Below are 26,189 nucleotides of genomic sequence, written 5' to 3' on the forward strand. Positions count from 1 at the left end.
GCGGTACCGGGGCCCTTTGGGCCCGTCGGTTGGGGGTCAACGTTCTCCCGGGCGCGCATTTGGCCGGTATCGAGCCACCTTTGCTGGCTCTCCCAGAACGAGGTTGCGGTGCGCCGTTCACACTTGTCCCCACCCATCAGCCCGGAGGATGTGGGGGTTTCTCCTGCCCCTGATGCAGTTGCCCCTGATGCCGCAGCCCCGGAGCCATCCAAGGTCCGGATCGGACCGCTCTACGCCGCATTGCTGATCATCGTGTTGCTGGGAGCCCTGGACCACACCATAGTGGCCACGGCCCTGCCCACCGTGGTGGGCGAGTTGGACGGAGCGCGCCACATGGCGTGGATCATCACTGCCTACACCCTGGCCATGACCGTTGGCATGCCCGTCTACGGCCGCTTGGGGGACAGGTACGGCCGGCCGATCCTCCTGATGGTGGCCCTCACCATTTTCCTGGGGGCTTCCGTCCTGTGCGGTTTCGCGCAGGACATGGTCCAACTCTCCCTGTTCCGCGGCATCCAGGGTTTGGGGGGAGCCGGGCTCGGAGTGCTTCCGCCGGCCATCATCGCCGACCTTGTCCCGCCACGGCAGAGAGCCAAATTCCTCGGCCCCCTGGGCTCGGTTTTTGGTATTGCCACAGTGATCAGCCCTTTGGTTGGCGGCGCCATTACTGACACTGTTGGGTGGCGCTGGGTGTTCTGGATCAACCTCCCCGTAGGCTTGTTGGCCCTGGCTATGGCGTTCTCGCTTCGGCGCCTGAAGACCGTCCGGGGCTCGGGCGGTGTGGATTGGCCCGGCACCCTCCTGATGGTGGTCTTCACCTGTTCATTGGTAGCGGTGATTTCACTGGGTACGGAGCCGGATATCGCTGCGGGGATTCTCTGGGCGATCGGTGCCGTGGCGGCCGTTTCCGGTGTGCTCTTTGTGGTGGTGGAGATCAGATCCAAGCACCCGCTGATCCCTATGAAAATGTTCAAGAGCTGGCCCGTCGTCAACGCGGCAGGCCTGGGCCTGGTTATTGGGGCCGGCTTGTTCAGCGTGGTGGCCTACCTCCCCAGCTACGTGCAGATGGTGTACTCCACCTCGGCTTCCGTGGCCGGAATGATTCTCCTGCCCATGGTCCTGGGAATGATGGTGTCAACCAATCTCACCGGATGGCTTGTCAGCCGCACAGGGAGGTACAAGATCTTTCCGCTGGCCGGTTCGGCACTGGCCGTTGCAGCTGCCATTGGCCTCAGGCTCCTGCAGCCCGGCACCCCGCTGCCGGTGGTGGGGCTCCTGTTGGTACTGTTGGGATTGGCCGTGGGCAGCTTCATGCAGATCACCGTTGTGGCGGCACAAAATGCCATGCCGCACTCCGTGGTGGGCAGCGTCACCGCCTCACTCGGCTACCTTCGTGAACTCGGCGTCACCGTGGGCACGGCGGTGTTCGGCGGTCTCTTCGCAACCATGCTGGCGCGGGGCGCGGCAGAGAACACGCTGGGCTTACCGCCGTCCACCGTTACTGATCCACAGTCCGTCCAGCAGTTGCCGGCTGCGCTGCAGTCCGGGGTGGCGGTCATCTACACCGATGCGTTCCTGCCGATTTTCGGATTGCTGGCCTGCATCTTCGCCGTCGGTGTGTTGCTGTCCGTCTTCATGCCGGAGCAACGTTTGGCAGATCATAAGGACCTGAAATAGCAGCGCCCGTTACTCCGCCACTTTGAGCGGCGGGGTAACGGGCGTTCCTTTGGCCTTGCCGGGTCAGTCGTCCAAGACCAGCAATCGCACCGGCCCGCGAAGGCCAGCAGGAATGGTGGGTGCATCCGGCTCGAAAATGGATGCCGCAGGGCGGGTGTAAGCCCCTTCGGCGGCGTCGCCGGCCAGCCTGTTCCACCACGTGTTGGTCACTGCTATTTCAACCACATTGCGGCCGGCCCGGATCGCGTCCGTCACGTCAAGGCGGAACGGATAGGTCCACAGGGTGCCCACGGCACTGCCGTTGACCCTGACCTCAGCCAGTTCACTCACCCCGCCCAAGTCCAGGACCAGGCGAGTGTCCGGAGTAGGCAGCAATCCGTCTGACGTGAATTCGTGGCGGTACGTTCCTGTCCCGGAAAAGCGGGACACGTCGGCGTCATGGGTGCCCGAGCCGGGTCCTGCCCACGGCGCGGCCGCCGGCAAAACGAGACTCGCCGGAGCCTGGCCATCGCCGTCGAAGGTCAGATCCCAAGGGCCCTCCAGCGCATGGGCAGCGGCAATGTCACTGCGCCGTGCAGGGGTGCCTTCCGAACCGCCGCCGGTCCTGTGCAGCAGAATGAACGCCGAGCCGAACGCTTCCAAGTGAAGGTCCACCGCGCTCCTTCCGGCCTCCGACCTCAAAACGAGGGGCGTTCGGGAGGCACTCACAGGGTCCCACCATTCCGCTGCAGTTGCCTCACCCCTAAAGGAAGCGCTGACGTGTTCGGGACGCTCGCGCTGGTTGCTGATGAAATACAGTTCTGCATCCGGCAACTGCCGGTGGATGACGGGCAGGTTCGCCGAAGCCGCGGCCACCAGAACCCAGTCGGGCTCCACCCCTGCCCGGGCCAGGGCAGTGGACAGACCATCCGCTGCAGCCATCCCTGCGAGGTCAATCAATCCAGGATGCCCACCCCAAAGACGCTCGACGGCGGCACTCCACTCGGCGGGATCGTCGCTTTGACTGGGAGAGCGTTCGGGACGCCATCCGGCCACGAGGGCTCCGTCGTCGAGCAGTTCTGTAAGTCGCCGAACAGCCCGAAGTGTCATCCGGTGGCTGGACCCTCCGAGATACAGCAGGCGGTAGGTGGTGCCGCCCGTGGTGAGCAGGCCGCCGTCGGGGTTCACTGTGAGGTGGTTCAGCAACCCGTCCAGATTGATGAAATCGAAGCCGTACCCGTCCGGGACTTCCGGGGCGGCATCGCCAAAGATGCCGGTGACGGGTGCTTCCTCACCGTAGAAATAGGCGATGTCCGCCGCGTAGGTACCCTGCTGCAACAGGTAGCTGCACCGGCCAAGGTAATCGAGCCAGGGCTTCGCCGCGTGCGCCCAGGTTTCGTTCCGCGTGAAGGACTGCCCCAGGTATGGGGACAACGTGATTCCGGGCTTGGGAACGGCTTCGGGCTGATGGGGTGAGGTATGGATGTTCAGGAGGTTGACCCCCAACGCAAACTCCATGTCCACAATGGGCTTGAGAGTTCGCGGCGTGAACCTGAAGGGCTTGCCGAAGGCGCTCATGGACTCAGCCCCCGTGGCAGCCTTTCCATACACGTGGGAAACGGACGCGGCGCCCCGGAGATCGGCAACGTAGGTGGCCTGCGGCCCGTCGTCCGGCTCGTAGCACCACATGGCACCCATGGGGACATCGGCATGGGAACGCATTTCGACGTCGTCGCCAAGCTGCGGACGGTGGTCCTCCAAGGCTTCGGCGTAGTATTTCAGGCCGCGCTCCCGGGCGATTCCCGCGATGGTTCTGTAGTGGTTTTCGGCGAGGAGATCGGAAATGGTCTTCCGGAGGTCCCACAGGAAAGCGTCGCTTTGTTCCGGGCTGCCCACAATGATGCCGCTCACGGCAGGAAGCCACGGGAGCAGATCGTAGCCGCGGTGCTTCATGAACTCGGCCCGCATGGCCCGCGTCCAGTTCTGTGGGCCTGATTCGATGCTGTCACTGAGCAGCGCCGAGACCCCTGCCAAGTTGCTGCCCAGGGCTTCTTCGAAGAAGCCCAGGTAATCGCTGAAATAGCCGTCCACCAAGTCCGCGTCCAGCTTGTCCACTTCCAAACCGGTGGCGTCAACGGGTGCGGGGGCGTTGAGGTGGCCGGTCAGCGAATAACCGAATCGCAGAAGGGTCCATTCCCCGCTGTCCGGCCGCCAGTCCAGAACGCCGTCGGGCCCAAGGAACTCGGAGACATCAATGATGTCCTGCGGCTGGACGGCGTCGGACGTCTCGCAAATGCCGCCGTCGAGCGCGTAAAAGTCCGGTACCGGAGCGTAACCGGCCTTTTCCTCCGACCTGGCCACGCGCGCTCCGGCAAACAGTTGGAATGCCGAGATCCTGAATGTCTCAGTGTCTCCGGGAAGGGCCAACGGCAGCGGCCTGATTCCTGACGTCAGAGGGAATTCGCGGCCTTTCCCGGTCCCCAGAACCAGCCGGAAGAAGCGTGCCGTGATGGTGGGGAAACTCGCGGACCGGACAGGCGACCCGGAGGCTGGAAGATCGGACACCTTGCTGAACGTGATGCCGTCAGGGCTGGCTTCCAGGTAAGCCTTTGGTGCCGGAGCAGCAGCGAAACCCCGCGAGGCCGGCAGGCCCACCCGGACGGAGGAAACGGGTGTTGGCTGCTCGAATTCAGCCATCACCCAGGCGGCGCCCGAGCTGGCGTCAATGGTCGCAGTTGGCCAGAAACTTCCGTCGGCCAGTGATTCCGGAGTCCGGCCACCGGCCGCGCTACCACTGGCGCGGATGCGCGTGGGCTTCAGTGGGAAGTGGCCGTCCCTGCGTGGAAAAGCCAGCACCGCGACGTCGTCGTAGAAGTCCGGAACGCCCACGGGATCATTGCGGATGGCTCCGAAAGGCACGTCCTGGAAGGGGCCGGACGTCGACGGCGGTTCAGCCAACCTTGGGAGGTCCGGCTGACCGGCGGTCACCCCGGTGGTGCTCCAGACGAGCTTTTTCATGCCGGCGTGCGGAGCCACCCAAGGCCCACCCGTGGCACTCCAACCCGCGGAGGTAGCCACCGCCAACTCCAGCCCCAGACTGGTGGAAGTGGAAGCCGCGCAGGAGATGGCTGCCTGCCATTCCGGGGAACGGAAAGTCACGCGCTCCCGGGTGTACTGGGGGATCCCCATGGAACCTGTGAAGGCCTGGACCCCGCCGGCGCCGGATGCTGCAAGCCACTCCAGGTCCTTGACGATCCCCGCCGGGTCGATGTTCCCGTCCATCCAATGCCACCACACCCTGGCGCGTGCGGAACGGGGCGGATCAACAAATCCGGCAAAGAGGGAATCGGTGGCAGGTTGGGCGGGCGTGGCGTCGTCGCTCACGGAAACATCCTTAGGTGGGTTGAGGAACCGGCTTGGGCCGGAGCGTGCTGTTTCAGCCTAGAGGCGGCTGATTACCTGTGGGAGGAAACAGGCATGCAGAGAGAAGATGGTGAGCATAGACGATAACTATTTCCATGGCCGCTCTGACCTGACCTACCTTGAATGACAGGAGCCAGCTTGTGATCCAGGAAACACAAACTGACGCAAGGCTCGAATCCACTGATCATTTTTGATGGTCAGGACAACGACGTCATGAAAGGCCCCATCGTGAAGAAAACACCAAGTCCCGCTGGCCGGAGGTTCCTCTCCGTTGCAGCGCTGGCATCCGTCACCGCATTGGCGCTGAGCGCCTGCGGTGGGGGCGATGCGAACAGCAACGCACCCATCGCAGAAGAGACCGGCCCGGTTGAGATCACCCTCGCGACCCCCGCCTTCACCGGTGGCGGCGCAGGAAATCCTTACCTGACATTGATTGACGCCTTCAAAGCGAAGAACCCGAACATCACGGTCAAACTGGTTGAGTCGCCCAACGACCAGCATGGGCAGACCATGCGGACCCAACTCCAGGCAGGCAATGCTCCTGACATCTTCTACGTCACGGCAGGACGTGGCAACAACCAGTCGTTCGCGTCGCTGGCCGAGGCCGGCTACCTGCAGGACCTGACGGACCAGAAGTGGGCCGCGGATGCGATTCCCGCTTCGGCCAAGAACCTGTACTACGACGACGACAAGGTCTTTGCCGTTCCTGCCGACCTCGCACCTATCACCATGTTGCAGAACACGGGCGTTTTGAAGCAGCTCGGCCTCCAGGAACCCACAACCCTGGATGAGCTGGTCACCCAGTGCAAAACCGTACGGGCAGCCGGCAAGTCGTACTTTGCAGTAGCAGGAACTTCGGGAGCCAATACTGGCCTGCAGGCGATGCAGCTTGCTGCCTCACTTGTTTACGCCAAGGATCCGCAGTGGGACGCCAAGCGCGCCAAGAAGGAAACCACCTTCGCCGACTCCGATTGGAAGAAGGTGCTGGAGCAGATTGTGAAGTTCAAGGACGCCGGTTGCTACCAGGACGGCGCAGCGGGTGCTGGCTTTGACCAGCTCTTCCCGTCGGTAGCCCAGGGCAAGGTAGCCGCAGCGTTCGCTCCGGCAGGTGCTGTTGCTGCACTCCGGGCCCAGGTCAAGGACGGTTCTTTCGATGTAGCCGTTCTCCCGGGTGAGAAGGCCGAGGACAGCCGGTTGATCGCAAGCCCTGGCAACGCCCTGGCCGTCAATGCCGCCGGCAAGCACAAGGGTTCCACCCTCAAATTCCTTGAATTCCTGGCCCAGCCTGCCAACCAGGACGCATTGGCCAAGGCCAACGGAAACGTTTCCGTTACCTCGGCGATTTCCAGTACGGTACCTGAACAGTTCCCAACGTTGGAACCGTACTTCTCGGAGCCGGAGAAGAAGATCGTCTCCCAGCCCAACTACCTCTGGCCCAACAGCGGCGTTTACGACTCGCTCGGCACCGGTATCCAGGGACTCTTGACCGGGCAGGCAACCCCTGACCAGGTTCTGAAGACCATGGACGAGCAGTACGACCGCGGCGCCTAGCCCACGGCGTCGAACCCTGATTGGAAGAACCTCCCATGACCGCACAACTTGAGCAGAAAGCGGAGAGCGCCCGGGTCACCGGGCGCCAGCCCCGCCCCAGCAAACAGAACAGCCGCAAAGGTGACCGCAACACCGAGCGTCGCTTCGCAACGTGGTGGTGGTTCACCCCCGCACTCCTGGCACTGGTGCTCATCCACTACGCCCCCAGCGCCATTGGAGGCTTCTTTGCCTTCACCAACTGGAAAGGCTTGGGAAAGTGGAAGTTTGTGGGCTGGGAGAACTTCGCGGCAATAGCCGATGGAGGACCCACCACTGCGGCGTTGATCAACACTTTCATCATCGGTATCTCGTTTGTGGTTCTCACAAATGTCCTGGGCTTGCTGCTTGCACTGGGCCTTAACCGGACGGTGAAGTCGCGCAATGTCATCCGCACGTTGATTTTCGCCCCAGTGGTGCTCAGTTCACTGGCAACTTCCTATATTTGGAAGTTCATCTTTGAACAAGACGGCCCCATGAACGAAGTCCTCCGTTCGGTCGGATTGGAGTCCCTGCAACGGACATGGCTGGGTGACCCGACCACGGTGCTGCCGGCGATCATCATCGTCATGGTGTGGCAGAACGTTGGTCTGGTCATGGTCATGTACCTGGCCGGCCTGGCAACGGTTTCCCCTGAACTCGAAGAGGCAGCCTCCCTTGATGGAGCCAGCCTGTGGCAGAGGTTCAACTACGTGGTCCTGCCGGCCATCATGCCGTCCGTGGTGATTGCCATGACTCTCATGCTGATCAATGGACTGCGTGTCTTTGACCAGATCCAGGCCCTCACCGGTGGCGGGCCTTACGGTGCCTCGGAAACCCTCGCCGTCACCATCTATAAAGAGACGTTCGTGATGGGCCGGTTCGGCTTCGGTGCCGCACTCGCATTGGTCATGTCCGTGATCATTATCATCCTCACGGTGGCCCAGCGCCTCCTCCTCCGTACGAGTTCCAAAGGCTGACCGATCATGTTCCGTTATACGAAGAAGACCTTGCTCCGCGAGGCACTGCTGATCCTGGTTGCCCTGATCTTCCTGCTGCCGTTCTATTTCCTCATCAATCTGGCATTGAAAAACGGCAACGACGCCCTGACGACGTCGGCCATGCAGCTGGTCACCAACCCCACCCTTGACGCGTTTGGACAAGCCATTCGTGGCGGTCGCCAGGCAACGTTGATGGATGGAATGCTCAACAGCATCATCATCACCGCCGGCAGCGTTCTGGTGCTGGTGGCCGTGGGATCAATCTCGGCTTACACGTTGAGCCGCAGGACGGGCAAGCTGAGCAAAGCTGCCATGGGACTGATCCTGGTCACCATGGTTTTGCCGGCCCAAGCTGCCATCATCCCCATCTACGTGGGCATGCGGAACGTTGGCCTGGTGGGCACCCACGCAGGGACCATCATCATGTACGCCGGTGCCCTGCTGCCCATCTCCATCTTTTTGTACATGGGATTCACCAACGGCATCGCCAGGGATTATGAGGAAGCTGCCCAAATCGATGGGGCCTCCCGCTTCACGGTTTTCCGGAAGATCATCTTTCCCCTGCTGTCGCCAGCCACAGGTACGGTGGCGATCTTCACCGGACTCATCGTCTGGAACGACTTCTTCACGGGCCTGATCTTCCTCAACGGTTCGGATGCCGTTACCCTGCCGGTGGTGATCTACAACTTCGTCGGCGAGAGCGTTTCCCAATGGAACGTGATCTTCGCAGCCATCATCATCTCCATGATCCCCATCCTGGCGTTCTTCCTGGTGGCCCAGAAGAAATTCATCCAAGGCTTTACTGGAGGGGTTAAATCTTGAGCCCGCTCGAAGTTGTCACAGAAGGTCAACGCCGCGCTGATTTGGGAGACGGGACCTACATCAACCCGGTGTTCGCCGGTGACCACCCGGATCCCACCCTCCTTCGGGACGGTGATGACTACTACCTCACTTTCTCCTCGTTTGAGTCCACGCCGGGGTTGATCATCTGGCACTCCACGGATCTCCTCAACTGGCGGCCCCTGGGCCCCGCGTTGCCCACCCCCATTGGCAACGTCTTTGCAGCTGACATGTGCAAGGTTGATGGCCGGTACTACATCTACGTTCCCGTTATTTCCACGTCCGTGTCGCCGGATCCGGCCGCTCCAGCCCAGATCTACGTCATTCACGCCGAATCCATGGCCGGACCATGGAGCGAACCGGTGAACCTGGGAATCAACGGGCACATCGATCCCGGGCACGTGGTGGGGGAGGACGGCCACCGCTATCTGTTCCTGAGTGGCGTGAGCCGCGTGCGCCTGAGTGCGGACGGCTTGTCCACGGACGGCCCCCTGGAGCATGTCTACGATGGCTGGCGTTACCCGGATGATTGGGTGACTGAGGCTTACGCACTGGAAGGACCCAAACTCACCAGACGCGGCGAATGGTTTTACCTGACGACGGCGGTGGGCGGCACCTCCGGTCCGCCCACAGGGCACATGGTCACCGTGGCCCGCTCCCGTTCGATTCACGGACCGTGGGAAGACTGCCCTGCCAACCCCATCATCCGTACCTGGGATGCCTCTGAACCGTGGTGGAGCAAAGGGCACGCCACGATTTTCGAGGGCCCGCGCGGTCAATGGTGGAGTATTTACCATGCCTATGAAAACGGCTTCAGCACCTTGGGGCGCCAGACTCTGGTGGAGCCCATCGAATGGGACAGCGAAGGGTGGCCCCGGGCGGCGGGCGGGGATCTGTCCCGGCCGTTGCAGGCACCTGTTCCAAGCACGTCATCCGCAGGCGGTACCAGCCATGGGATTCAGCTTTCGGACGATTTCGCAGAGGACCGGTTCGGTATCCAATGGTCGTTCCATGCCCCTGGCAAGAACGAGTATTCGCGGGTTTCATTGGACGACGGCCTGGTTCTCGCCGCCAGCGGCAGCGACCCATCCAACAGTTCTCCGCTGACCTGCATTGTGGGGGACAGGCGCTACGAGGTCACCGTTGAAGCGGAGTTTTCCGGTGGCGCCGAAGGTGGACTGCTGCTCTATTACAGTGACCGGCTGTTCTGCGGGATGGGCCATGATGGGGAACGGCTCCGGAGCTACCGCGCCGGAAAGAACATTCCCTATTGGCGGGAACCGGCTCCGGCGTCGTCAACCATCCACTTCCGCATTGTCAACGATTCACACATCGTCACGCAGTATTACAGCACCGATGGGGTCAACTGGACCCGCCACGGGCTGCGGTACGAGATGTCCGGCTACAACACCAATACCGCCGGCGAGCTTCTGAGCCTGCGGCCTGCCCTGTTTGCCACGGGCTCCGGCCACGTGCGGTTCAGGAACTTCCACTACCGGGCGCTTGAAGACTGACGTTCCACCACAAAGTTACAAAAGGCGGGCCCACCAATCATGGTGGACCCGCCTTTCCAGGTCCGGCTTACGACGTGCCGTGCGGTTTGGATTGCTATTGACTGCGGCGGCTATTGACTGCGGCGGCTATTGACTGCTCCGTGCCAGCGACCGGGCCAGCGACCGTGCTCCCAGGACTGCGAGCGCCACGGACGTCAGGGTTGGATTGCAGGCGGTGGACGTCGGGATCACGCCATTGCCTGCTACGTACAGCCCCTCAGTACCCCAGACCTGGCTGTCCGGACCGCACACGGACCGGCCGTCGTCGTGCTGTCCCATCCGCACCGAGCCCTGGTAGTGCAGCGAGGAACCGGCGGGGAGGAGGAACGGCGGCCTGTCGTCCAGGAAGGTTCCCAGGGCTTTACCCGCGCGGGTCACGGCGTCCTTGGCCTCATCAATGACCCGCAGGTCGTTCCAGGTGAGGTTGTAGTTGATGCTCATGCGCGGCATTCCGTAGTGGTCCAGGCTGGTGTCATCGAATTCCACCCTGTTCTCTTCCACGGTTTCCGTGGCGCAGAACCAGCCCAGGCCTACGACGGATCCGGGCACTACCGGATCGTCGTCAGCCAGTGGTACGGGCGAGGCATCAAGCTGCATCACCTGGCCGTGGAAAGGCTCATCGTCCGTGTAGGGAACCCAGGACACGCCACTGTGCAGGGCAGCCCCGGTGCCGGCAGCGTGGGCCCCTTCGGCCACAACATCGGCCGGCAAACGGACAGCGCTGATAACCTGCGGCTGGTCATTCAAGTACCGGCCCAGTGCTCGCGGCCGCACACCCGAAGCGAACAGGAGCTGCGGTGTGCGGAGGGCATCGGCGGCTACCACCACTGCGGGCGCGCGGACCTGGGTGACGGCTCCGGTGGTGAGGTCCTTCAGTTCCACTCCGGTGACGCGTCCGGCGTCGAGCGTTACGCGTTGGCACAGTGTCTGGTCAAGGAGCTCAAAGGAGTCGCTGCGGGTAGCGGGTTCAGCCAGCGGGCCAAGAACGACGTCGGTCCCGGACCACGTGATGGTGCCATCCGGATACTTTTGCACGGCAAGCGGCATGGGCTGGATGGCGGTCGCACCCGTGCGGTCAAACGCATGCTCCAGCAGGCGCCGCACTTCGGCGGAGAAGGGGGCGTCAATGAATGCCCCGGCGGTGACGGACAGGAGCCGTTCGGCCTCGGTAAGTGCTGCGTCCAGCGTGCCGTCATCCAGGAAAAAGATGCGCTCGGATGCGCCGGGTCGGGGGCAAGCGCAGGTCCAGTGGGCACCCATGCCACCAACGTTGCTGGACATCGCAGCGGCCGGCATTCCCGCTAAGGGAGCGAACTCGTCCGGGCGCAACAGGAACGTTCCTGGCCGTCCCGGTCCGGGGACGGGGGACTCCGGGCTGAGGGAGGTGACCGGTCCTTGCGATGCCAGTTGCGCGGCTGCCCTTTCCTGCGGATCCTGCAGGTTCTTGACGTGCAGGCCCGGTTGTTCGGACAGCGACGGGCCGGCTTCGACCATGAGGACCCGCAGCCGCGGAGCCTCCTCGTGGAGGATGCGGGCATACGCGGAGCCGGTGGGACCGCTGCCAACAATGACGACGTCGTATTCAATGGGTGGGGTTTTCACGGGAATCCTTTGCGGATCACTCAGTGCCCGGCGTGTGAACCTGCAGCACGGTGCCCGGGAGCATCAGCGCACAGTGCGCGCGGTGGGCGATGCAGGCACCTGGTGGAAACGCTAGCTGGTGCAGGTGCCCGGGAACATCCTGTGGGGCATTCGATCTGTGGATAAGCGGCATTGGCGTTCCTGATCCGGCCTCCACTGCCATTTGCCGCAAGCCGACAGTAGCGTTGGACTACGCCCGTCGTAGGTCGGTGCGAAATGTCGCGACCAGTGCGCGCCAAACACGAGGAGCTGGGTGTTGAATATCGCCCATCAGATCAAGCGTGGAGTCAGTTTCTACAGCTACCAGGAAGAATGCTTCCTGAAGAAGATGTCCCTGGAGGACTGTGTCAGCGAGGCCGCCTCCATAGGCGCTTTAGGACTCGAGGTTATCCCGGAGCAGTCCATCACGGGATATCCGGATCCCGGCGAAGCCTTCTACCGCACGTGGGATGGCTGGATGCAGCAGTACGGCACCACCACGGTGGCCACGGATCTTTTCCTGGACACCAAGCGGTACCCCGGCCGGGTCATGACCCTGGATGAGATGACGGCGTCTGTCCGCAAGGACTTGGACATCGCCAAGAGGATGGGCGCCCGGAATGTCCGCGCCATCATCAACACGCCACCGGAAGTCATGGAGGCCTGCGCTTCCTACGCTGAGAAGCTGGGCCTGAAGTTGCTTTTGGAAGTACACGCGCCCTTTCACTACGAGCACCCTTGGGTGATCCGGCACTTGGAAGTCATGCACCGGTTGCAGTCTCCGGCCCTGGGGTTCATGCCGGACATGGGTACATTCGTTGAACGTTTCCCCCGGGTCATGTCGGACCGGGCGTTGCGTGATGGGGCCCGCCCCCACTTTGTGGAGCTAGCGGTGGAAACGTACAACAGCCGTGGGGATGTCCATGGACTGATGGACACCTTCAACTACATGGGTGCCAACCCGGTGGAGCAGGGCATTGCCCGTCTCTCCACGTTCCTCACCTGGAATGATCCGCGCGGGATGTTGGAGCACCTGCCGCTGATCCACCACATCCAGGCCAAGTTTTACGAGATGACCGATGAGGGTGTGGAGTACAGCATTCCTTACGAAAAGATCATTCCGGTGCTGATTGAAGGTGGCTACCAGGGTTACCTCTCCAGCGAGTACGAGGGCAACAGACACATCCAGGACATTTTTGAGGTGGACAGCGTGGAGCAGGTCCGCCGGCAGCACCGGATGTTTGAGCGCCTGCTCGGCGAAGGCTCGCCCACTGAAAATGCGGGGGTCGCCGCGGGCGCCTCAACCCAGGGAGGTCACAGTGTTCGATAAGTACATGATCGTTGAAGACACGCTCCGCAACGTGGTGAAGGGCGACGACGTCACCGGCTTCCAGCTTGGCGTTCGGCTTCCGTACTACCGCGGCTTGGGGCTTTCCATGGTGGAGGACGTACAGGTCACGGTCGACGGCGAGACAGCCCCCGCCTCTGCGGTATCCCTGACCGTCCACGGAAACACGTACAAACTGACAGACCTTCCAGGGGTCTTTGATGACCGCTGGGAAATGGGCGAGATCGCAACAGTGGCTGTGGACAAGCCCGGCGGACTGGGCTTGGGCGAGCACTCCGTGGCTGTCCGTGAGCGGTTGAGGATCTCCTATATGCCCGTTCCGGGCGGCGGGGCCGATCAAAAGGTACTAACACTCCAGGACTGACCGCCGTGGCCGGCGCAATGTCCACCACCAATGAAAGGATCACGGTGACATTGGCGCCGGCACAGCACGAGCTTCTGGAAAGCCTCATGGAATCCATGACGTGGGAACAGAAGCTTGCCCAACTTCAAATAGCTTTCCGTCCGCGGCTGGAGGATGCTGCGGAGCTGGTTCGCGGCGGAATCGGTGCCATCTTTTGGCCCCGCAGTGCCGCTGCCACCAATGAGCTGCAGAGAATTGCCCGCGAGGAAACTCCCCACGGCATCCCACTGCTGGTGGGGTTGGATGTGATCCACGGACAACGGACCACTTTTCCGGTACCCCTTGCCCAGGCGGCCAGCTTTGACCCGGCCACCGCAGAGCTGGATGCCCGCATCACGGCGCAGGAGGCGGCTTCCGGGGGAGTCAACTGGACGTTCTCGCCCATGATCGATGTTTCCCGGGACCCCCGCTGGGGCCGTGTGGTTGAGGGCTTTGGAGAAGACACCTACGTCAACAGCGTGTTCGGCGCGGCCAAGGTGCGCGGCTACCAAGGGGAATCGTTGGGTGATCCTGGCTCCCTGCTGGCGTGTGCCAAACACTTCGTGGCCTACGGGCAGGCGGAGGGTGGACGGGACTACAACACCGTTGATGTGTCCGGCCAGCGGCTTAGGAACGTCTATCTGGAACCGTTCAGGACTGCTGTCGACGCCGGCGTGGCCACGGTCATGGCGGCATTCAACACGGTTTCCGGGCGGCCCGCGCACGCCAACCACCACCTGCTGACCTCCATTTTGAAAGAGGAGTTCGGATTCCAGGGTGTGGTGGTGGGTGACGCCGACGGCGTGGTCAATCTGCTGGACCACGGCATTGCCGATGACCTTGATGACGCGCTGGGGCAGTCGTTTGCTGCTGGCCTGGACGTTGAAATGGGCGGCAACGTGACAACGGCCGACGGCGGCGCCCGCCTTGGGCCGGATGACGTGCCGTTGGCCCGTGTGGACGACGCCGTCCGGCGGGTTTTGCGCCTGAAACTTGCGCTGGGATTGTTTAGCGATCCCTTCAAGGCCCCTGAACAAGAGGTGACGGCACCGTCTCCCGAGAGCCGGATTGCTGCCCTGGCTACTGCGGAGAAAGGGCTGGTTCTGCTCAAGAACCAGTCCGTCCTGCCGCTCGGCCCGTCTCGCCAGCGGGTACTCCTTGTGGGGCCGTATGCCAACAGCACCGACCACCTCGGTGCGTGGGTCCAGTCCTTTGCCGAACCAGCCGGTTCCCTGGCCGAGGCAATCCGGCAAGAGTGCCCGGAATGGCAACTGACAGTGCGGGACGCCACGGGCTTTTTTGGCGGCGACCCCGGATCGATAGTCCAGGCCGTGGCTGATGCCGCTGACTTCGACGCGATCGTGGTTGCCGTCGGAGAACCCTCGGCGTTGTCAGGGGAGGCAAACTCCCGCAGCGACCTCCGGCTTCCCGGCGCCCAGGAAGAGTTGATTCTTGCTGTGGCTGCCACCGGTACGCCGTCGGCCGTTGTCATGTTCAACGGGCGGCCCTTGGTGACCGCTGCGTGGATTGATGCCGTGCCGGCGTTTCTGGAGGCGTGGCACTCGGGGCTGGAGGGTCCGCGTGCCGTGGCCCGTGCCCTGAGCGGCGCCGTGAACCCGGGCGGGCGGTTGCCTATGACGTTCCCACGGTCTTCCAGCCAGGTACCCATCTACTACGACCACGAAAACACGGGGCGTCCGGCCACAGTTTCCGGAACGATCGACGGCGGCGCCCACGACGTTGGGTTGATGGGTCCAGGGAACACGGATGACCATTACACGTCCAAGTACAGGGACCTTGAACTTGGACCGCAGTTCCCCTTTGGACACGGACTCAGTTACACCACCTTCCAGTACGGCGCACCCAGTGTGACACCGGCCAGTATCTCCGTGGAGGACCTCCGGGCAGGCGGATCAGTCCAGGTGTCGGTCTCTGTCACGAACACCGGGGCCGTGGCAGGGGACGAGGTCACCATGGTGTTCATCCGGGACCTGGTGGCGTCGCTGTCCCAGCCTGTCCGCCGGCTGCGCTCCTTCACCAGGTCAACGCTGGGGCCGGGCCAGTCCGCAACACTGACTTTCGAGCTGGGCTGGAAGGACCTCGGTTTCTGGGACAACCAGGATCACTACGCAGTAGAGGCCGGGTCCTTTGAAGTCCATGTGGGCGGAGGCCTGGACCACACCCAGCTTGTGGAGCTCCGCGTGTCCTGAGGAGGATCGGTGTTGGCTCGCGGGACTAAATCCGCCGCGGTGGCGGTTACGCCATGGGACTGGATACGGTGAGCGCCTTCCTGGCGATGCGGACGAAACGAGACCACATGACAACAACGGCAAGTGACGGCGTCGGATTCCGCTCCCAACGGGGACCCATCCTGATTGCGCTGATGTTGGCCACGGGCCTGGTAGCGATCGATGCCACCATAGTTGCCACGGCGGTGCCGTCAATCGTGGCGGACATCGGCGGTTTTTCCTCGTTTCCTTGGCTGTTTTCCGCGTATCTGTTGGCGCAGGCAGTGTCCGTGCCCGTGTACGCCAAACTCTCGGACGTCGTAGGCCGAAAGCCAATGATTTTGGGCGGGATTGGCCTGTTCCTGCTTGGCTCGATTCTCTGCGGGCTGGCCTGGAGCATGCCGGCGCTCATTGCGTTCCGTGTGCTCCAGGGGCTTGGGGCCGGCGCGGTCCAGCCCGTTGCTATCACCATTGCGGGCGATATCTATACCTTGGCGGAACGGGCCAAGGTCCAGGGCTATTTGGCGAGTGTCTGGGCGGTTTCTTCCGTTGTGGGACCCACTCTTGGAGGGGTCTTCGCATCTCTGGGAATCTGGCGCTGGATCTTCCTGATCAACATCCCGCTGTGCCTGCTGGCTGGTTGGATGCTCCTGCGTACTTTCCACGAGAACGTGGAGCGGACCAAGCACCGCATTGACTACCTGGGTGCCGGACTGCTGACGATTTCGTTGAGCCTGCTCATCCTCGGAGCCCTTCAGGGTGGTCAAGCGTGGCCTTGGGACTCCGCGATCAGCATCTCGGTTTTTGCCGGCGGAGCGGTGTTGTTCCTTGTGTTTCTCCTGGTGGAAAGGAGGGCCGCTGAACCTGTCCTCCCACCGTGGGTTGTCTCCCGCAGGCTGCTGGCGACCACGGCCATGATCTCTTTCGGCGTTGGTGCCGTCATGCTCGGGCTTACCAGCTACGTCCCAACGTTCCTGGAAGGGTCACTGAAGACCTCACCCCTGCTGGCCGGGCTCGCCTTGGCGGCCTTGACCATTGGCTGGCCCATCAGCGCGTCCCAAGCCGGCAGGTTCTACCTCCGCATCGGCTTTCGGAACACGGCCCTCATCGGCATAGCGATCACAGTGATCGGAGCTGCCGTCCTAGCCCTCACGGCCCCCACCCCCAATATCCTGCTCGTGGCGGCGGCTTGCTTCATCGTCGGGCTCGGGCTTGGGCTGGTGGCAACGCCGAGCCTTATTGCCGCGCAAACCAGTGTTGAATGGAATGAACGCGGCGTAGTCACCGGCACCAACCTCTTTGCACGTTCAATTGGCAGCTCCATTGGTGTGGCCGTTTTCGGTGCCATTGCCAACGCCATCTATGCCAACGGTCCCCATGGTGGCCCGGATCCGCAAACCACCGTGCAAGCCTCATCAGCCGTTTTCCTGGCGGTACTCGTCAGTGCCGCCCTCACTGTAGTGGCGGTTCTGGTGATGCCCGCCGACGGAAAGCTCAGCGCCAGGGAACGGACACGCAAGCCCAGCTCGGAACCTGCGAACGATTAGTCTCGAACCCATGGATGAACTGATCACCGGAACCCTGGAAAAGTTGTTTGAAGGAACCGTCTGGGCTGAGGGCCCACTATGGATTCCGACGTCGCAGACCCTTCGCTGGAGCGATATCCCCAACAACAGGATTCTCGAGTTCTCTCCCGGCACCGGCGCGACGCGCGAATACGCCACCGGCGTGGAGTACACCAACGGGCGAACGCTCCACCACGACGGCAGCGTGGTGCAGTGCAGCCACGGCCGCAGGCGCGTCGAGAAGGACCACGACGGCGTGGTGACGCCGATCGTTGATGCGTTCGGTGAGTATCGGCTCAACTCGCCCAACGATGTTGTGGTGGCAGGGGATGGGACGGTCTGGTTTACCGATCCTCCTTACGGAATCCTGCCCGGGACGGTGGAAGGACATGAGGGCGAGCAGGAATACGGCGGTTGCTACGTGTTCCGCTTCGACCCCGCCAGGGACGAACTGACTCCTGTGGTCACTGATTTGGTGCATCCCAACGGCCTCGCGTTCTCCCCGGATGAATCGCTTCTCTACGTTGCGGACACGGCGGGCCCTGGCCACGGAGTACCGTTCCGCATTGCCGTCTACCCGGTGGTGGGTGGCTCGTGCGGGACGGGCAGCACGTTCGTTGAGCTCGAAGACGACGCGGCCTCGGACGGATTCCGCGTAGACGTCGAGGGCCGGGTATGGACGTCAGCGGGCTCGTCAGTTCGTGTCTACGCCCCCAACGGTGCGCTGCTGGCCGCCGTCGAGGTTCCTGAAACGGTTTCCAATCTCTGCTTTGGAGGGGCCGACGGTGCAGATCTCTACATCACGGCCACCACGGCCCTGTACCGGCTGCGTACTTCCACGAGGGACGCACACCTACACACTGACCGCTAGGCTTGCCCGGCTCCGCCCGATACCCTGAACACAGCACCAGCACTGCGATCGAGGGAGTGAATGTGTCCGGAAGCAACCCCGACCCGTATGAGGACAAGATTACCGGCTTGGAGCCTGGCGGGGGAGTGCCCCCTGGCGAAACACCTCCCGGCGAATCTTCAACAGCCGGCCCCCAAGGCCACGACGAAGGCGGCCCCAGGAAAGGTACGCAGGTCCTGTGGCTGGGAGCCATCGGTGCCGGTGTGCTGCTCACTCTCCTGTTCTTCATCGGCTACATCGTGGGTTTCTTCGACTAGGAGGCGGGCATGAAGGCGATCACTTACCAGCGATATGGAAGCCCGGAAGTCCTTGAACTAACGGACCAGCCCATGCCCAAGGTTGGGCCGGGCGTGGTCTTGGTTAAAGTGAAGGCCACCTCGGTCAATCCCGTGGACTGGAAGATCATGGCCGGGTACTTGGACTCGTTCATGGACCTTCAATTCCCGGCGATCCCCGGCTGGGACGTAGCCGGCGTTGTCGAAGCTGTCGGAATTGATGCTCCGCACTTCAAACCTGGTGACGAAGTGATTTCCTACGGCCGTAAGGACTACGTCCACGGGGGAAGCTTTGCAGAGTATATTGCCCTCCCCGAGCGGCTGCTCGCCCGAAAGCCACAATCCTTGGAATGGAACGAGTCTGCCGGGCTCCCCTTGGCCGGACTTACAGCCCTTCAGGTCCTTAACCGATTGGGTCTGACGTCGGGAGAGACTGTGCTGATCCACGGCGGCTCCGGAGGAGTGGGCTCCCTGGGTATTCAGATCGCCGTCGCGCGCGGCGCCAAGGTGATCGCCACGGCGTCGGAAAAGAACCATGACTTCCTGCGGTCCCTGGGCGCTGAGGCCGTTGCCTACGGTGACGGACTTGCCGAAAAGGTGAAGGCGTTGCGTCCCGAAGGCGTGGAGGTGGTGGCCGACTTCGTGGGTGGCAATCTTGACACAACCTTGGAGGTCCTGGCCGGGAACGGCCGGCACGCCTCCATCGCCGACAGCGAGGTGGAAGCCCACGGCGGTACCTGGATGTGGGTCAATCCCGTGGGAGCTGAGCTGCAGCAGCTCGCTGACTTGGTGGACGAGCACAAGATCCGGGTGGAGGTGGCGCAAGCCCTTCCATTGGCTAAGGCAGCTGATGCTTTCCGGCTCAACATGGAAGGGCATACGCGCGGGAAGATAGTGGTCACAGTTCCCTAACCCCAAGCTCCGCCCAATCAGGCTTCTTACTCCACGAGCTTACCGGCGACCGAATCGTCCGCGTTGGCCTCGGCGAGCGCCCGGAAGGAATCCGGAGCCGGAGACAGGCTTTCGAAACTGACGCCCTCATCTGTGGACCAGACAAAGTTCCCTTGCAGCGCGGGATCTGCCGTTGGGTAGTCAGCCCGGTTGTGGGCTCCGCGGGTTTCGCGGCGTTCGAGCGCGCACTCAAGGGTGGCTCGTGCTGCCAGCAGGGAGCCGAGGAGGTCATAGGCGTGGGCCAGATCATCGAAGCCTGCGATGTCCGGGTGGGCTGTGACCAGTTGGGCACGTTCCTCCAAGGCGGTCAATTTCTCCAGTCCTCGTTCCAGTCCTTGTTCCGTCCGCACAACTCCGGCGTGTTCGGTCATGAGGTTGCGTAGTTCACGCTGCAGCCTGCGGGCGGACTCTGTTCCACGTTCGCCGAGGAGTGTCTGCATTTCCCCGCGGGCTATTCCGATCGCCCCGGGATCCCGGACAATGTGGGTGCGCGAATGAACGTAGTGGGCCACGTGTTCGCCGGTGATACGACCGTAGACGAGTAACTCAATCAATGAATTGCCGCCGAGACGGTTGGCGCCGTGAAGCCCGGAGGATGCCTCACCGATCGCATAAAGGCCGTTCACTCCCGTTCCGTGGTCCTCCGGTGCAACCCACACCCCGCCCATTGAGTAATGAGCGGTGGGCGCAATTTCGATTTTGGTGGTGGTGATGTCCAGCATCTGCAGGTCGATCATGGTGCGGTAGACCCGGGGCAGCTTTTCCATGATGGTTTCCCGAGGCAGGTGGGAGACGTCCAGGTAGACGCCGCCCTTCTCGGTCCCGCGACCTTCGGCCACCTCCGTGAATGCGGCCAGCGCAACCCGGTCACGGGTGGACAGTTCCATGCGCTCGGGATCGTAGCGTTCCATAAAGCGCTCACCCAGAGCGTTGGTGAGGATGCCTCCCTCTCCGCGCGCCGCCTCGGAGACCAGGGTGCCGGCGGCGTCGTCTGGCTCCAAGAGGCCGGAAGGGTGGAACTGGACCAGCTCGGCGTCGCGGATCCTGGCTCCGGCCAGCGCAGCCAGACGGAAGGAATCCCCGGTGTTCTCATCGCGTCGGGAAGAGGTGTGACGCCAGATGCGTGTGTGCCCGCCCGCGGCCAGGATGACCGCATCAGCGTGGATCTGCACGGGGGTACCGTCTACGACGTCGAATCCGTAGGCTCCAAAGACGGTGCCGTCGGCAACAAGCAACCTCGTGATGTAGACGGTGTCGATGATGGGGACGTTCAACTCTGCCGCCCGGCGCATCAGGGTGCGCTGGATTTCCAACCCGGTGTAGTCCCCGGCGTAGGCGGTACGCCGATACTTGTGGGCGCCAAAGAATCGCTGGGAAATTCGTCCATCCGCCTCCCGGGCGAACGGCATACCCCACCGTTCAAGGTCCTCGATACCTCGTGCCGCGTTGCGGGCTACGGTCTCCACGATTGAGGGATCGGCTAGGAAGTAGGACTCCCGCAAGGTATCAGCGGCGTGCTGCTGCCAGCTGTCCTCAGGGTCCATGGTGCCCAGCGCGGCGTTGATGCCCCCGGCGGCCAGGCTCGTGTGGGCGTCGTGTTTGCGACGCTTACCCACCGCCAACACCTGGACCCCGCGCTGGGCGAGTTCAATGGAAGCGCGCAGACCGGCGCCTCCGGTGCCGATAACGAGCACCGAAGTGGACAAAAGTCGTTCTGGAGTGGTGTTGAGGTTCATGACTATCACGCTAAATGGCCGTACGTCATGTATCCAATGAATTATTTGAGTCACCACGATGCATTTATGCTATGAGAATGAAGCTAGAGCAGTTACGCTCCTTCGAGGCCATCGCCCGAGTGGGGCACTTCACACGCGCGGCGGAGCAGTTGTATCTTGCGCAACCTTCTCTTAGCCGGCAGATCGCAGCACTTGAGGCCGATCTTGGAATGGCCCTGTTCCATCGCGGACCCTCGGGAGCAACTCTGACGACTGCGGGAGAGCTCCTCCTGCCCATAGCCCGGCGCATGCTTGGAGACGCAGAGACTGCGCGGGAGCAGATGAACGAGCTAGCGGGATTGCGCCGGGGCCGCATTCGCCTGGGCGCCCCACCTACCTTGTGCGTCTCACTGGTGGCCGATGTACTGGCCGCCTTCCGAAGCGCGCACCCCGGAGTCGAACTGCACATCACCGAAGGCGGTTCGCGATTCCTGGTTGATGCCCTGAACGAAAGCGCGCTGGACCTGGCCTTGGTGGTAACCCGTGGATCGGATCCCGCCGTGCACGGCACGGAATTGATTCCGCTGCTGACCGAGGAGCTGGTGGTTGTGTCGGCCGCTGGATCTGCGCAGCGCGAAGAGCTCACCCTGGAAGAACTGGCGAACATTCCGCAGGTGGCCTTCAACAGAAGTTATGACCTGAGGGTGGCCACCGAGGCGGCCTTTTCCGCCAGAGGATTGGAACCGCTGATCGCCGTCGAAGGCGCAGAGATGGACGCCGTGCTGCGGTTCGTGGAACGGGGACTGGGCGTGGCGGTGGTGCCGGCAATGGTTGTCATCGGCCGGCCTGGGCTGCGTAGTGCCCGTTTGGTCAACCCGTCGCTGACACGGACCGTCAACCTGGCCCGACGCAACGACATCGCTCCTTCGGCAGCCACGGCAGCAATGCAGGACTTTATCTTCACCACGGTGGACCGGCTTGCCGCGCCAGGCACTGAGCTTGCACGCCTGGTCACGCCAACTCAGCGCCGCTGACGTATGTCAGATCAAGCCGAGTTCAGCCACGGCAGCCCGCTCGTCCAAAAGCTCACTGGCTGTAGCATCCATCTTCCCGCGGCTAAAGTCGTTCACTTCCAGTCCTTGAACAATTTCCCAGTTTCCGTCCGAAGTAGTCACCGGGTATGAGTAAATAAGTCCCTCGGGCACCCCGTATGAACCGTCGGAGGCTACGGCCATCGATACCCAATCGTCCTCGGGTGTGCCAAGGAGCCAATCGCGGGCTGCGTCCACGGTGGCTGAAGCTGCCGATGCCGCAGAAGAGGCGCCCCGGGCGTCGATGATCGCTGCTCCTCGCTGGGCAACCGTGGGGATGAAGTGGTTCTCAATCCAGTCCTGATCGTTCACCACCTCGGCCGCGTTCCGGCCAGCGACTTCGGCATGGAAGATGTCCGGATACTGTGTTGCGGAGTGATTGCCCCACACGGTCATCCTGCGGATGTCCCCAACCCGGACACCGGTCTTCCTGGCGAGCTGTCCAAGGGCGCGGTTGTGATCCAACCGGGTCAGCGCGCTGAACCGTTCTGCGGGGATGTCCGGGGCGTTGGTCATGGCAATCAAAGCGTTGGTGTTGGCCGGATTTCCCGTTACGCCGATCCGAACGTCGTCGGCCGCGACCCTGTTGAGGGCCTGGCCTTGCGCGGTGAAGATCGCACCATTGGCACTGAGTAGCTCGCCGCGTTCCATGCCTTTGGTCCGCGGCCGTGCGCCAACGAGGAGGGCCAGATTCACGGCGTCGAAAATATGGTCGGCGTCGTCGCCGATCTCCACCGAGTCCAGGGTGGGAAAAGCGCAATCGTCCAGCTCCATCACAACACCCTCAAGTGCCTTTAACGCGGGGGTGATCTCCAGGAGCCTGAGTTGCACCTGAGTATCGGGACCGAACAAGGCACCACTGGCGATCCGGAAGAGGAGGCTGTAGCCGATCTGGCCAGCTGCGCCGGTCACAGCGATCTTGATGGGCGTTCTCACGTGTGGTTCTCCTTGCTGTTCTGACGTATCCGATGGACTTTGCAAGCTGTAAGTCATCGTGCCACAGAGCCGGCCAACGACTCATTGCGACATCGCCGGAACAAACACGAAACCGCTGGAACAACGCGAAATCGCCGGACGGGCCCAGCGAACTGGAGCCCTTCCGGCGATTCAGGTGGAACGGGCGGCGAGTTGCCGCCGTCGTGAGTTCTTTACTTCGCCAGGAAGCGGAGCAGGACCTCGTTGATTTCGGCGCCATGCGTCCAGAGCATGCCGTGCGGTGCGTCTTCGATTTCCACGTACTCGGCCGAAGGGAGGCGCTTGGTGAATTCGCGTCCCGTTGCATCGATTGGCAGGATGCGGTCGTCGGTGCCGTGGACGATCAGTGAAGGGACGGTGACCTTCTCAATGTCGGAGCGGAAGTCGGTGAGCCAGGAATCCACCACTGCGAAGGACGCGTACCAGGACGAGCCTGCGGCCACATTCCAGGAATTCTTCAGGGCTTCTTCGCTGAGGCGGTTGCCCAGGAAGTTATCGGTGTTGAAGAAGTCGTTGTAGAAGTTGGTGAACCAGGCGTAGCGGTCCTCGATGGCGGCGTTACGGATGCCGTCGAAGACTGATGACGGAACGCCGGTGGGGTTGTCGTCAGTCTGGAGGAGGAAGGGTTCGAGGGAGGCCAGGAATGCGGCCTTGGCGATGCGGGCTTCACCGTAGGTGCCGAGGTAGCGTCCCACTTCGCCGGTGCCCATCGAGAAACCTACCAGCACGGCGTCCTGAAGGTCCAAGGTTTCAAGCACGGTGTTCAGATCTGCTGCGAACGTGTCGTAGTCGTAGCCGGTGGTCGGCTTGCTGGATTTGCCGAAGCCGCGGCGGTCGTAGGTGATCACACGGTATCCGGCGTTGAGGAGGGCTGCGGTCTGCTTCTCCCAGGAGCCGCCGTCCAAGGGGTAGCCGTGGATGAGGACTACGGGCTGACCTGTTCCGTGGTCTTCGTAGTAGAGCTCAATGTCCGTGGTGTTCTCGGTGCCAACCTTGATGAAGCCCATGATTTGTCCCTTTTCTCGAAGTGGAGAACGATCGTTCTCCCTTGGTGTTTTCCATAGTAGAGAACGTTCGTTCTCAATGCAAGTAGAATGGGTACATGAATTCTTCCGAGGTTCGAGAACGCATCGTTGCCACCGCCGACGGGCTCTACAACTCCAAGGGAATCCAGGCCGTCGGGATGGACGAACTCCGCTCGGCGGCAGGAGTGTCTTTGAAGAAGCTCTACGGGGAATTTCCCTCAAAGAGCAGCATCGTCATGGCCGTGCTGGAGCATCGGCATCAGTCCTGGACCGAAGGGCTGGACGCCACAGTGCAACAAGCCGGGACGCCCAAAACGCGGCTCCTCGCCATTTTTGACTACCTTGCGGGATGGTTCTGCCAGGACTCGTTCCGGGGGTGCGGCTTCATCAACAGCTTTGCTGAACTCGGTGCCATCAGCCCCGAGGTGGCCGAATATGCACGGAAACACAAGGAATCATTCCAGGAGTATGTTGCACGCCTGGCGGTAGAAGCCGGCGCCCCACCGTATTTGGCGCCCCAGCTCGCCATTCTCGCCGAGGGCGCCCAGACCACGGCGGCCATCGCGGGGACATCCGATGCCGCGGGGCAGGCGCGTCAAGCGGCCGAAGTTCTGATCGACGCAGCGCTGACTTCCAACTAGGCTTCTGAGACGAGTCGAACGGCTCGTCAGGAAGTAGACCATTCGTGTTTGAAGTCCCCAGCATCTTGTTCCTCTCGGCAGGCTTTGCGGTGTTGGCCGCCGCTGTCCTGCCAAAATTGTTGCGCCACATGCCTCTCTCAATGCCCATGGTCTTCCTGGGTAGCGGCATTCTGGCATTCACCTTGCTTCCTGATTTGCCGGACCCGGACCCTATTCTCCATGCGGACTTCGCGATGCATTTGACGGAAGTGTGCGTCATCATTTCACTCATGGGTGCGGGACTGGCCCTGGACAGGCCCTTCCATTGGCGGGGTTGGTCCACTACCTGGCGTTTGCTGGGGATCGTCATGCCGTTGTGCATACTTGCGATGACGCTGATGGGCTTGTGGGTGTTGGGGCTGGGTCTGGCCGCCGCCATCCTCGTTGGGGCCGCGATTGCACCCACCGACCCGGTGTTGGCCTCCGAGGTCCAAGTAGGAAAACCCGCAGACACGGAAGAGGACCCGGATGAGGATGAGGTCCGCTTCGCCTTGACCTCAGAGGCCGGTTTGAATGATGGCCTGGCCTTCCCGTTTGTATATCTGGCCATCCTCATCAGCTTGGTGGGGGCATCTCCCAGCGCATGGTTGGGGGAGTGGGTTGGCCTGGATGTTCTGTGGCGAATAGCTGTTGGCGTGCTGCTCGGTTTCGGTACCGGCAAACTCCTGAGCCTGATTTTCTTTGCCGCCAAAGGAAAGAGCTTCCGGTTATCGGATCACTCTGAAGGTTTCGTGGCGCTCGCGGCCACCTTCCTGGCTTACGGCGTGGCCGAATTGGTGGAAGGCTACGGGTTCGTCGCCGTCTTCATCTGCGCCGTGACTATCCGTTCTGCTGAACGCCACCACTCGTACCACCAGGTGCTGCACGGTTATGTTGAGCAGCTCGAGCGCCTCATGACTGTGGTGATCCTGGTGCTCCTTGGAGGCGCCATTGCCCGCGGTCTCTTGGATGGGATCGGGTGGACGGAGGTGCTGGTAGCTTTGGTGTTCCTTTTGTTGGTCCGTCCGTTGGCAGGATGGCTCGGGTTGATGGGTGGCAAGACCGGGCCACGGGAACGCCTGGCCATCTCCTACTTCGGCATCCGCGGGATCGGCTCACTGTATTACGTGGGATACGCCCTGACCCATGGGAACTTCGACGCCGAGTCGGAGAAGCTTTGGGCCTTTATTGCGCTGGTGGTGGCGCTGTCCATCGTGGTGCACGGGGCCACCACTGCACCGCTGATGAACCGGCTGGATCGGCTGCGGCTGGCCGCGGCTCGCGAGCAGCATGGCGACGAAGGCCGGGCGCCGACAACCGCTGTTTAGCGTGCGAACGTGTGACCGGCGCCCACTTCACAGTGGACGGGCTCCCTGCGGAAGGAGACCGGGCCATGGAAGACTGGT

General features: G+C 62.3%; 20 protein-coding genes. 15 read left to right on the plus strand and 5 right to left on the minus strand.

Annotated features, from left to right (window positions below):
* The first annotated feature begins 108 nt into the window (after positions 1-108).
* On the plus strand, positions 109-1,677 hold the full coding sequence (locus LDN70_RS02845; protein WP_223941669.1) for an MFS transporter: 1,569 nt from the start codon (positions 109-111) through the stop codon (positions 1,675-1,677).
* A 63-nt stretch (positions 1,678-1,740) separates the two neighbouring features.
* Here the strand turns inward: LDN70_RS02845 and LDN70_RS02850 are convergent, their stop codons facing one another.
* The gene (locus LDN70_RS02850) at positions 1,741-5,040 is read right to left on the minus strand and encodes a glycosyl hydrolase (RefSeq protein ID WP_223941670.1); all 3,300 of its coding nucleotides are present in this window, start codon (positions 5,038-5,040) and stop codon (positions 1,741-1,743) included.
* Positions 5,041-5,307: 267 nt separating this feature from the next.
* Here LDN70_RS02850 and LDN70_RS02855 point away from each other — a divergent pair, with 267 nt between their 5' ends.
* Genes LDN70_RS02855 through LDN70_RS02870 form a run of 4 tightly spaced genes read left to right on the plus strand, consistent with a single transcriptional unit; the run spans position 5,308 to position 10,000 of the window.
* On the plus strand, positions 5,308-6,630 hold the full coding sequence (locus LDN70_RS02855) for an ABC transporter substrate-binding protein (protein ID WP_223941671.1): 1,323 nt from the start codon (positions 5,308-5,310) through the stop codon (positions 6,628-6,630).
* Positions 6,631-6,665: 35 nt separating this feature from the next.
* Complete coding sequence (locus LDN70_RS02860) at positions 6,666-7,625, plus strand: carbohydrate ABC transporter permease (protein ID WP_223941672.1); 960 nt, start codon at positions 6,666-6,668, stop codon at positions 7,623-7,625.
* A 6-nt stretch (positions 7,626-7,631) separates the two neighbouring features.
* Positions 7,632-8,468 (plus strand): carbohydrate ABC transporter permease, encoded by an 837-nt coding sequence (locus tag LDN70_RS02865; RefSeq protein WP_223941673.1) that lies wholly within the window; start codon positions 7,632-7,634, stop codon positions 8,466-8,468.
* Positions 8,465-10,000: a family 43 glycosylhydrolase gene (locus LDN70_RS02870; RefSeq protein ID WP_223941674.1), complete on the plus strand. Its 1,536-nt coding sequence runs from the start codon at positions 8,465-8,467 to the stop codon at positions 9,998-10,000. Before LDN70_RS02865 ends, LDN70_RS02870 begins: the two co-directional genes overlap by 4 nt.
* A gap of 126 nt (positions 10,001-10,126) precedes the next feature.
* On the opposite strand, the gene LDN70_RS02875 is transcribed toward LDN70_RS02870, so the two are convergent.
* Positions 10,127-11,641 (minus strand): GMC oxidoreductase, encoded by a 1,515-nt coding sequence (locus LDN70_RS02875; RefSeq protein ID WP_223941675.1) that lies wholly within the window; start codon positions 11,639-11,641, stop codon positions 10,127-10,129.
* Positions 11,642-11,933: 292 nt separating this feature from the next.
* Between LDN70_RS02875 and LDN70_RS02880 the strand changes: the two genes are divergently transcribed.
* The 7 genes from LDN70_RS02880 to LDN70_RS02910 all read left to right on the plus strand — a co-directional run bounded on the left by LDN70_RS02880 (position 11,934) and on the right by LDN70_RS02910 (position 19,279).
* Positions 11,934-12,989, plus strand: a complete 1,056-nt coding sequence (locus LDN70_RS02880) for a TIM barrel protein (RefSeq protein ID WP_223941676.1) — start codon at positions 11,934-11,936, stop codon at positions 12,987-12,989.
* 4 nt (positions 12,990-12,993) lie between these two features.
* Positions 12,994-13,371 (plus strand): C-glycoside deglycosidase beta subunit domain-containing protein, encoded by a 378-nt coding sequence (locus tag LDN70_RS02885; protein WP_223941677.1) that lies wholly within the window; start codon positions 12,994-12,996, stop codon positions 13,369-13,371.
* Positions 13,372-13,388: 17 nt separating this feature from the next.
* On the plus strand, positions 13,389-15,599 hold the full coding sequence (locus tag LDN70_RS02890; protein WP_223941678.1) for a glycoside hydrolase family 3 N-terminal domain-containing protein: 2,211 nt from the start codon (positions 13,389-13,391) through the stop codon (positions 15,597-15,599).
* Positions 15,600-15,706: 107 nt separating this feature from the next.
* On the plus strand, positions 15,707-17,164 hold the full coding sequence (locus LDN70_RS02895) for an MFS transporter (protein WP_223941679.1): 1,458 nt from the start codon (positions 15,707-15,709) through the stop codon (positions 17,162-17,164).
* A 10-nt stretch (positions 17,165-17,174) separates the two neighbouring features.
* Entirely contained in the window at positions 17,175-18,053 is an 879-nt protein-coding gene (locus LDN70_RS02900) for an SMP-30/gluconolactonase/LRE family protein (protein ID WP_223941680.1), read from the plus strand.
* A gap of 62 nt (positions 18,054-18,115) precedes the next feature.
* Positions 18,116-18,349, plus strand: a complete 234-nt coding sequence (locus LDN70_RS02905; protein ID WP_142936817.1) for a DUF6480 family protein — start codon at positions 18,116-18,118, stop codon at positions 18,347-18,349.
* Between the two features lie 9 nt (positions 18,350-18,358).
* Positions 18,359-19,279 carry an NADP-dependent oxidoreductase gene (locus LDN70_RS02910; RefSeq protein ID WP_223941681.1) on the plus strand — a complete coding sequence of 307 codons (921 nt, stop codon included), beginning with the start codon at positions 18,359-18,361 and terminating at the stop codon, positions 19,277-19,279.
* A gap of 26 nt (positions 19,280-19,305) precedes the next feature.
* Here LDN70_RS02910 and LDN70_RS02915 read toward each other — a convergent pair whose 3' ends face one another.
* Positions 19,306-21,054, minus strand: a complete 1,749-nt coding sequence (locus LDN70_RS02915) for an L-aspartate oxidase (RefSeq protein ID WP_223941682.1) — start codon at positions 21,052-21,054, stop codon at positions 19,306-19,308.
* A gap of 71 nt (positions 21,055-21,125) precedes the next feature.
* Between LDN70_RS02915 and LDN70_RS02920 the strand changes: the two genes are divergently transcribed.
* On the plus strand, positions 21,126-22,067 hold the full coding sequence (locus LDN70_RS02920; RefSeq protein WP_223941683.1) for a LysR family transcriptional regulator: 942 nt from the start codon (positions 21,126-21,128) through the stop codon (positions 22,065-22,067).
* Between the two features lie 6 nt (positions 22,068-22,073).
* Here LDN70_RS02920 and LDN70_RS02925 read toward each other — a convergent pair whose 3' ends face one another.
* Together LDN70_RS02925 and LDN70_RS02930 are read right to left on the minus strand one after the other, a co-directional pair.
* A complete protein-coding gene (locus LDN70_RS02925; RefSeq protein ID WP_223941684.1) occupies positions 22,074-23,060 on the minus strand; it encodes a malate dehydrogenase in 987 nt (328 codons plus the stop codon).
* Between the two features lie 212 nt (positions 23,061-23,272).
* On the minus strand, positions 23,273-24,106 hold the full coding sequence (locus LDN70_RS02930; RefSeq protein WP_166841260.1) for an alpha/beta fold hydrolase: 834 nt from the start codon (positions 24,104-24,106) through the stop codon (positions 23,273-23,275).
* Positions 24,107-24,201: 95 nt separating this feature from the next.
* On the opposite strand from LDN70_RS02930, the gene LDN70_RS02935 reads away from it, so the two are divergent.
* Together LDN70_RS02935 and LDN70_RS02940 are read left to right on the plus strand one after the other, a co-directional pair.
* Positions 24,202-24,765 carry a TetR/AcrR family transcriptional regulator gene (locus LDN70_RS02935; protein ID WP_223941685.1) on the plus strand — a complete coding sequence of 188 codons (564 nt, stop codon included), beginning with the start codon at positions 24,202-24,204 and terminating at the stop codon, positions 24,763-24,765.
* Positions 24,766-24,809: 44 nt separating this feature from the next.
* Positions 24,810-26,111: a cation:proton antiporter gene (locus tag LDN70_RS02940; RefSeq protein ID WP_142936810.1), complete on the plus strand. Its 1,302-nt coding sequence runs from the start codon at positions 24,810-24,812 to the stop codon at positions 26,109-26,111.
* The last annotated feature ends 78 nt before the right edge of the window (positions 26,112-26,189 follow it).

The sequence above is a fragment of the Arthrobacter sp. StoSoilB22 genome (assembly GCF_019977315.1).
Classification (GTDB): Bacteria; Actinomycetota; Actinomycetes; order Actinomycetales; family Micrococcaceae; genus Arthrobacter.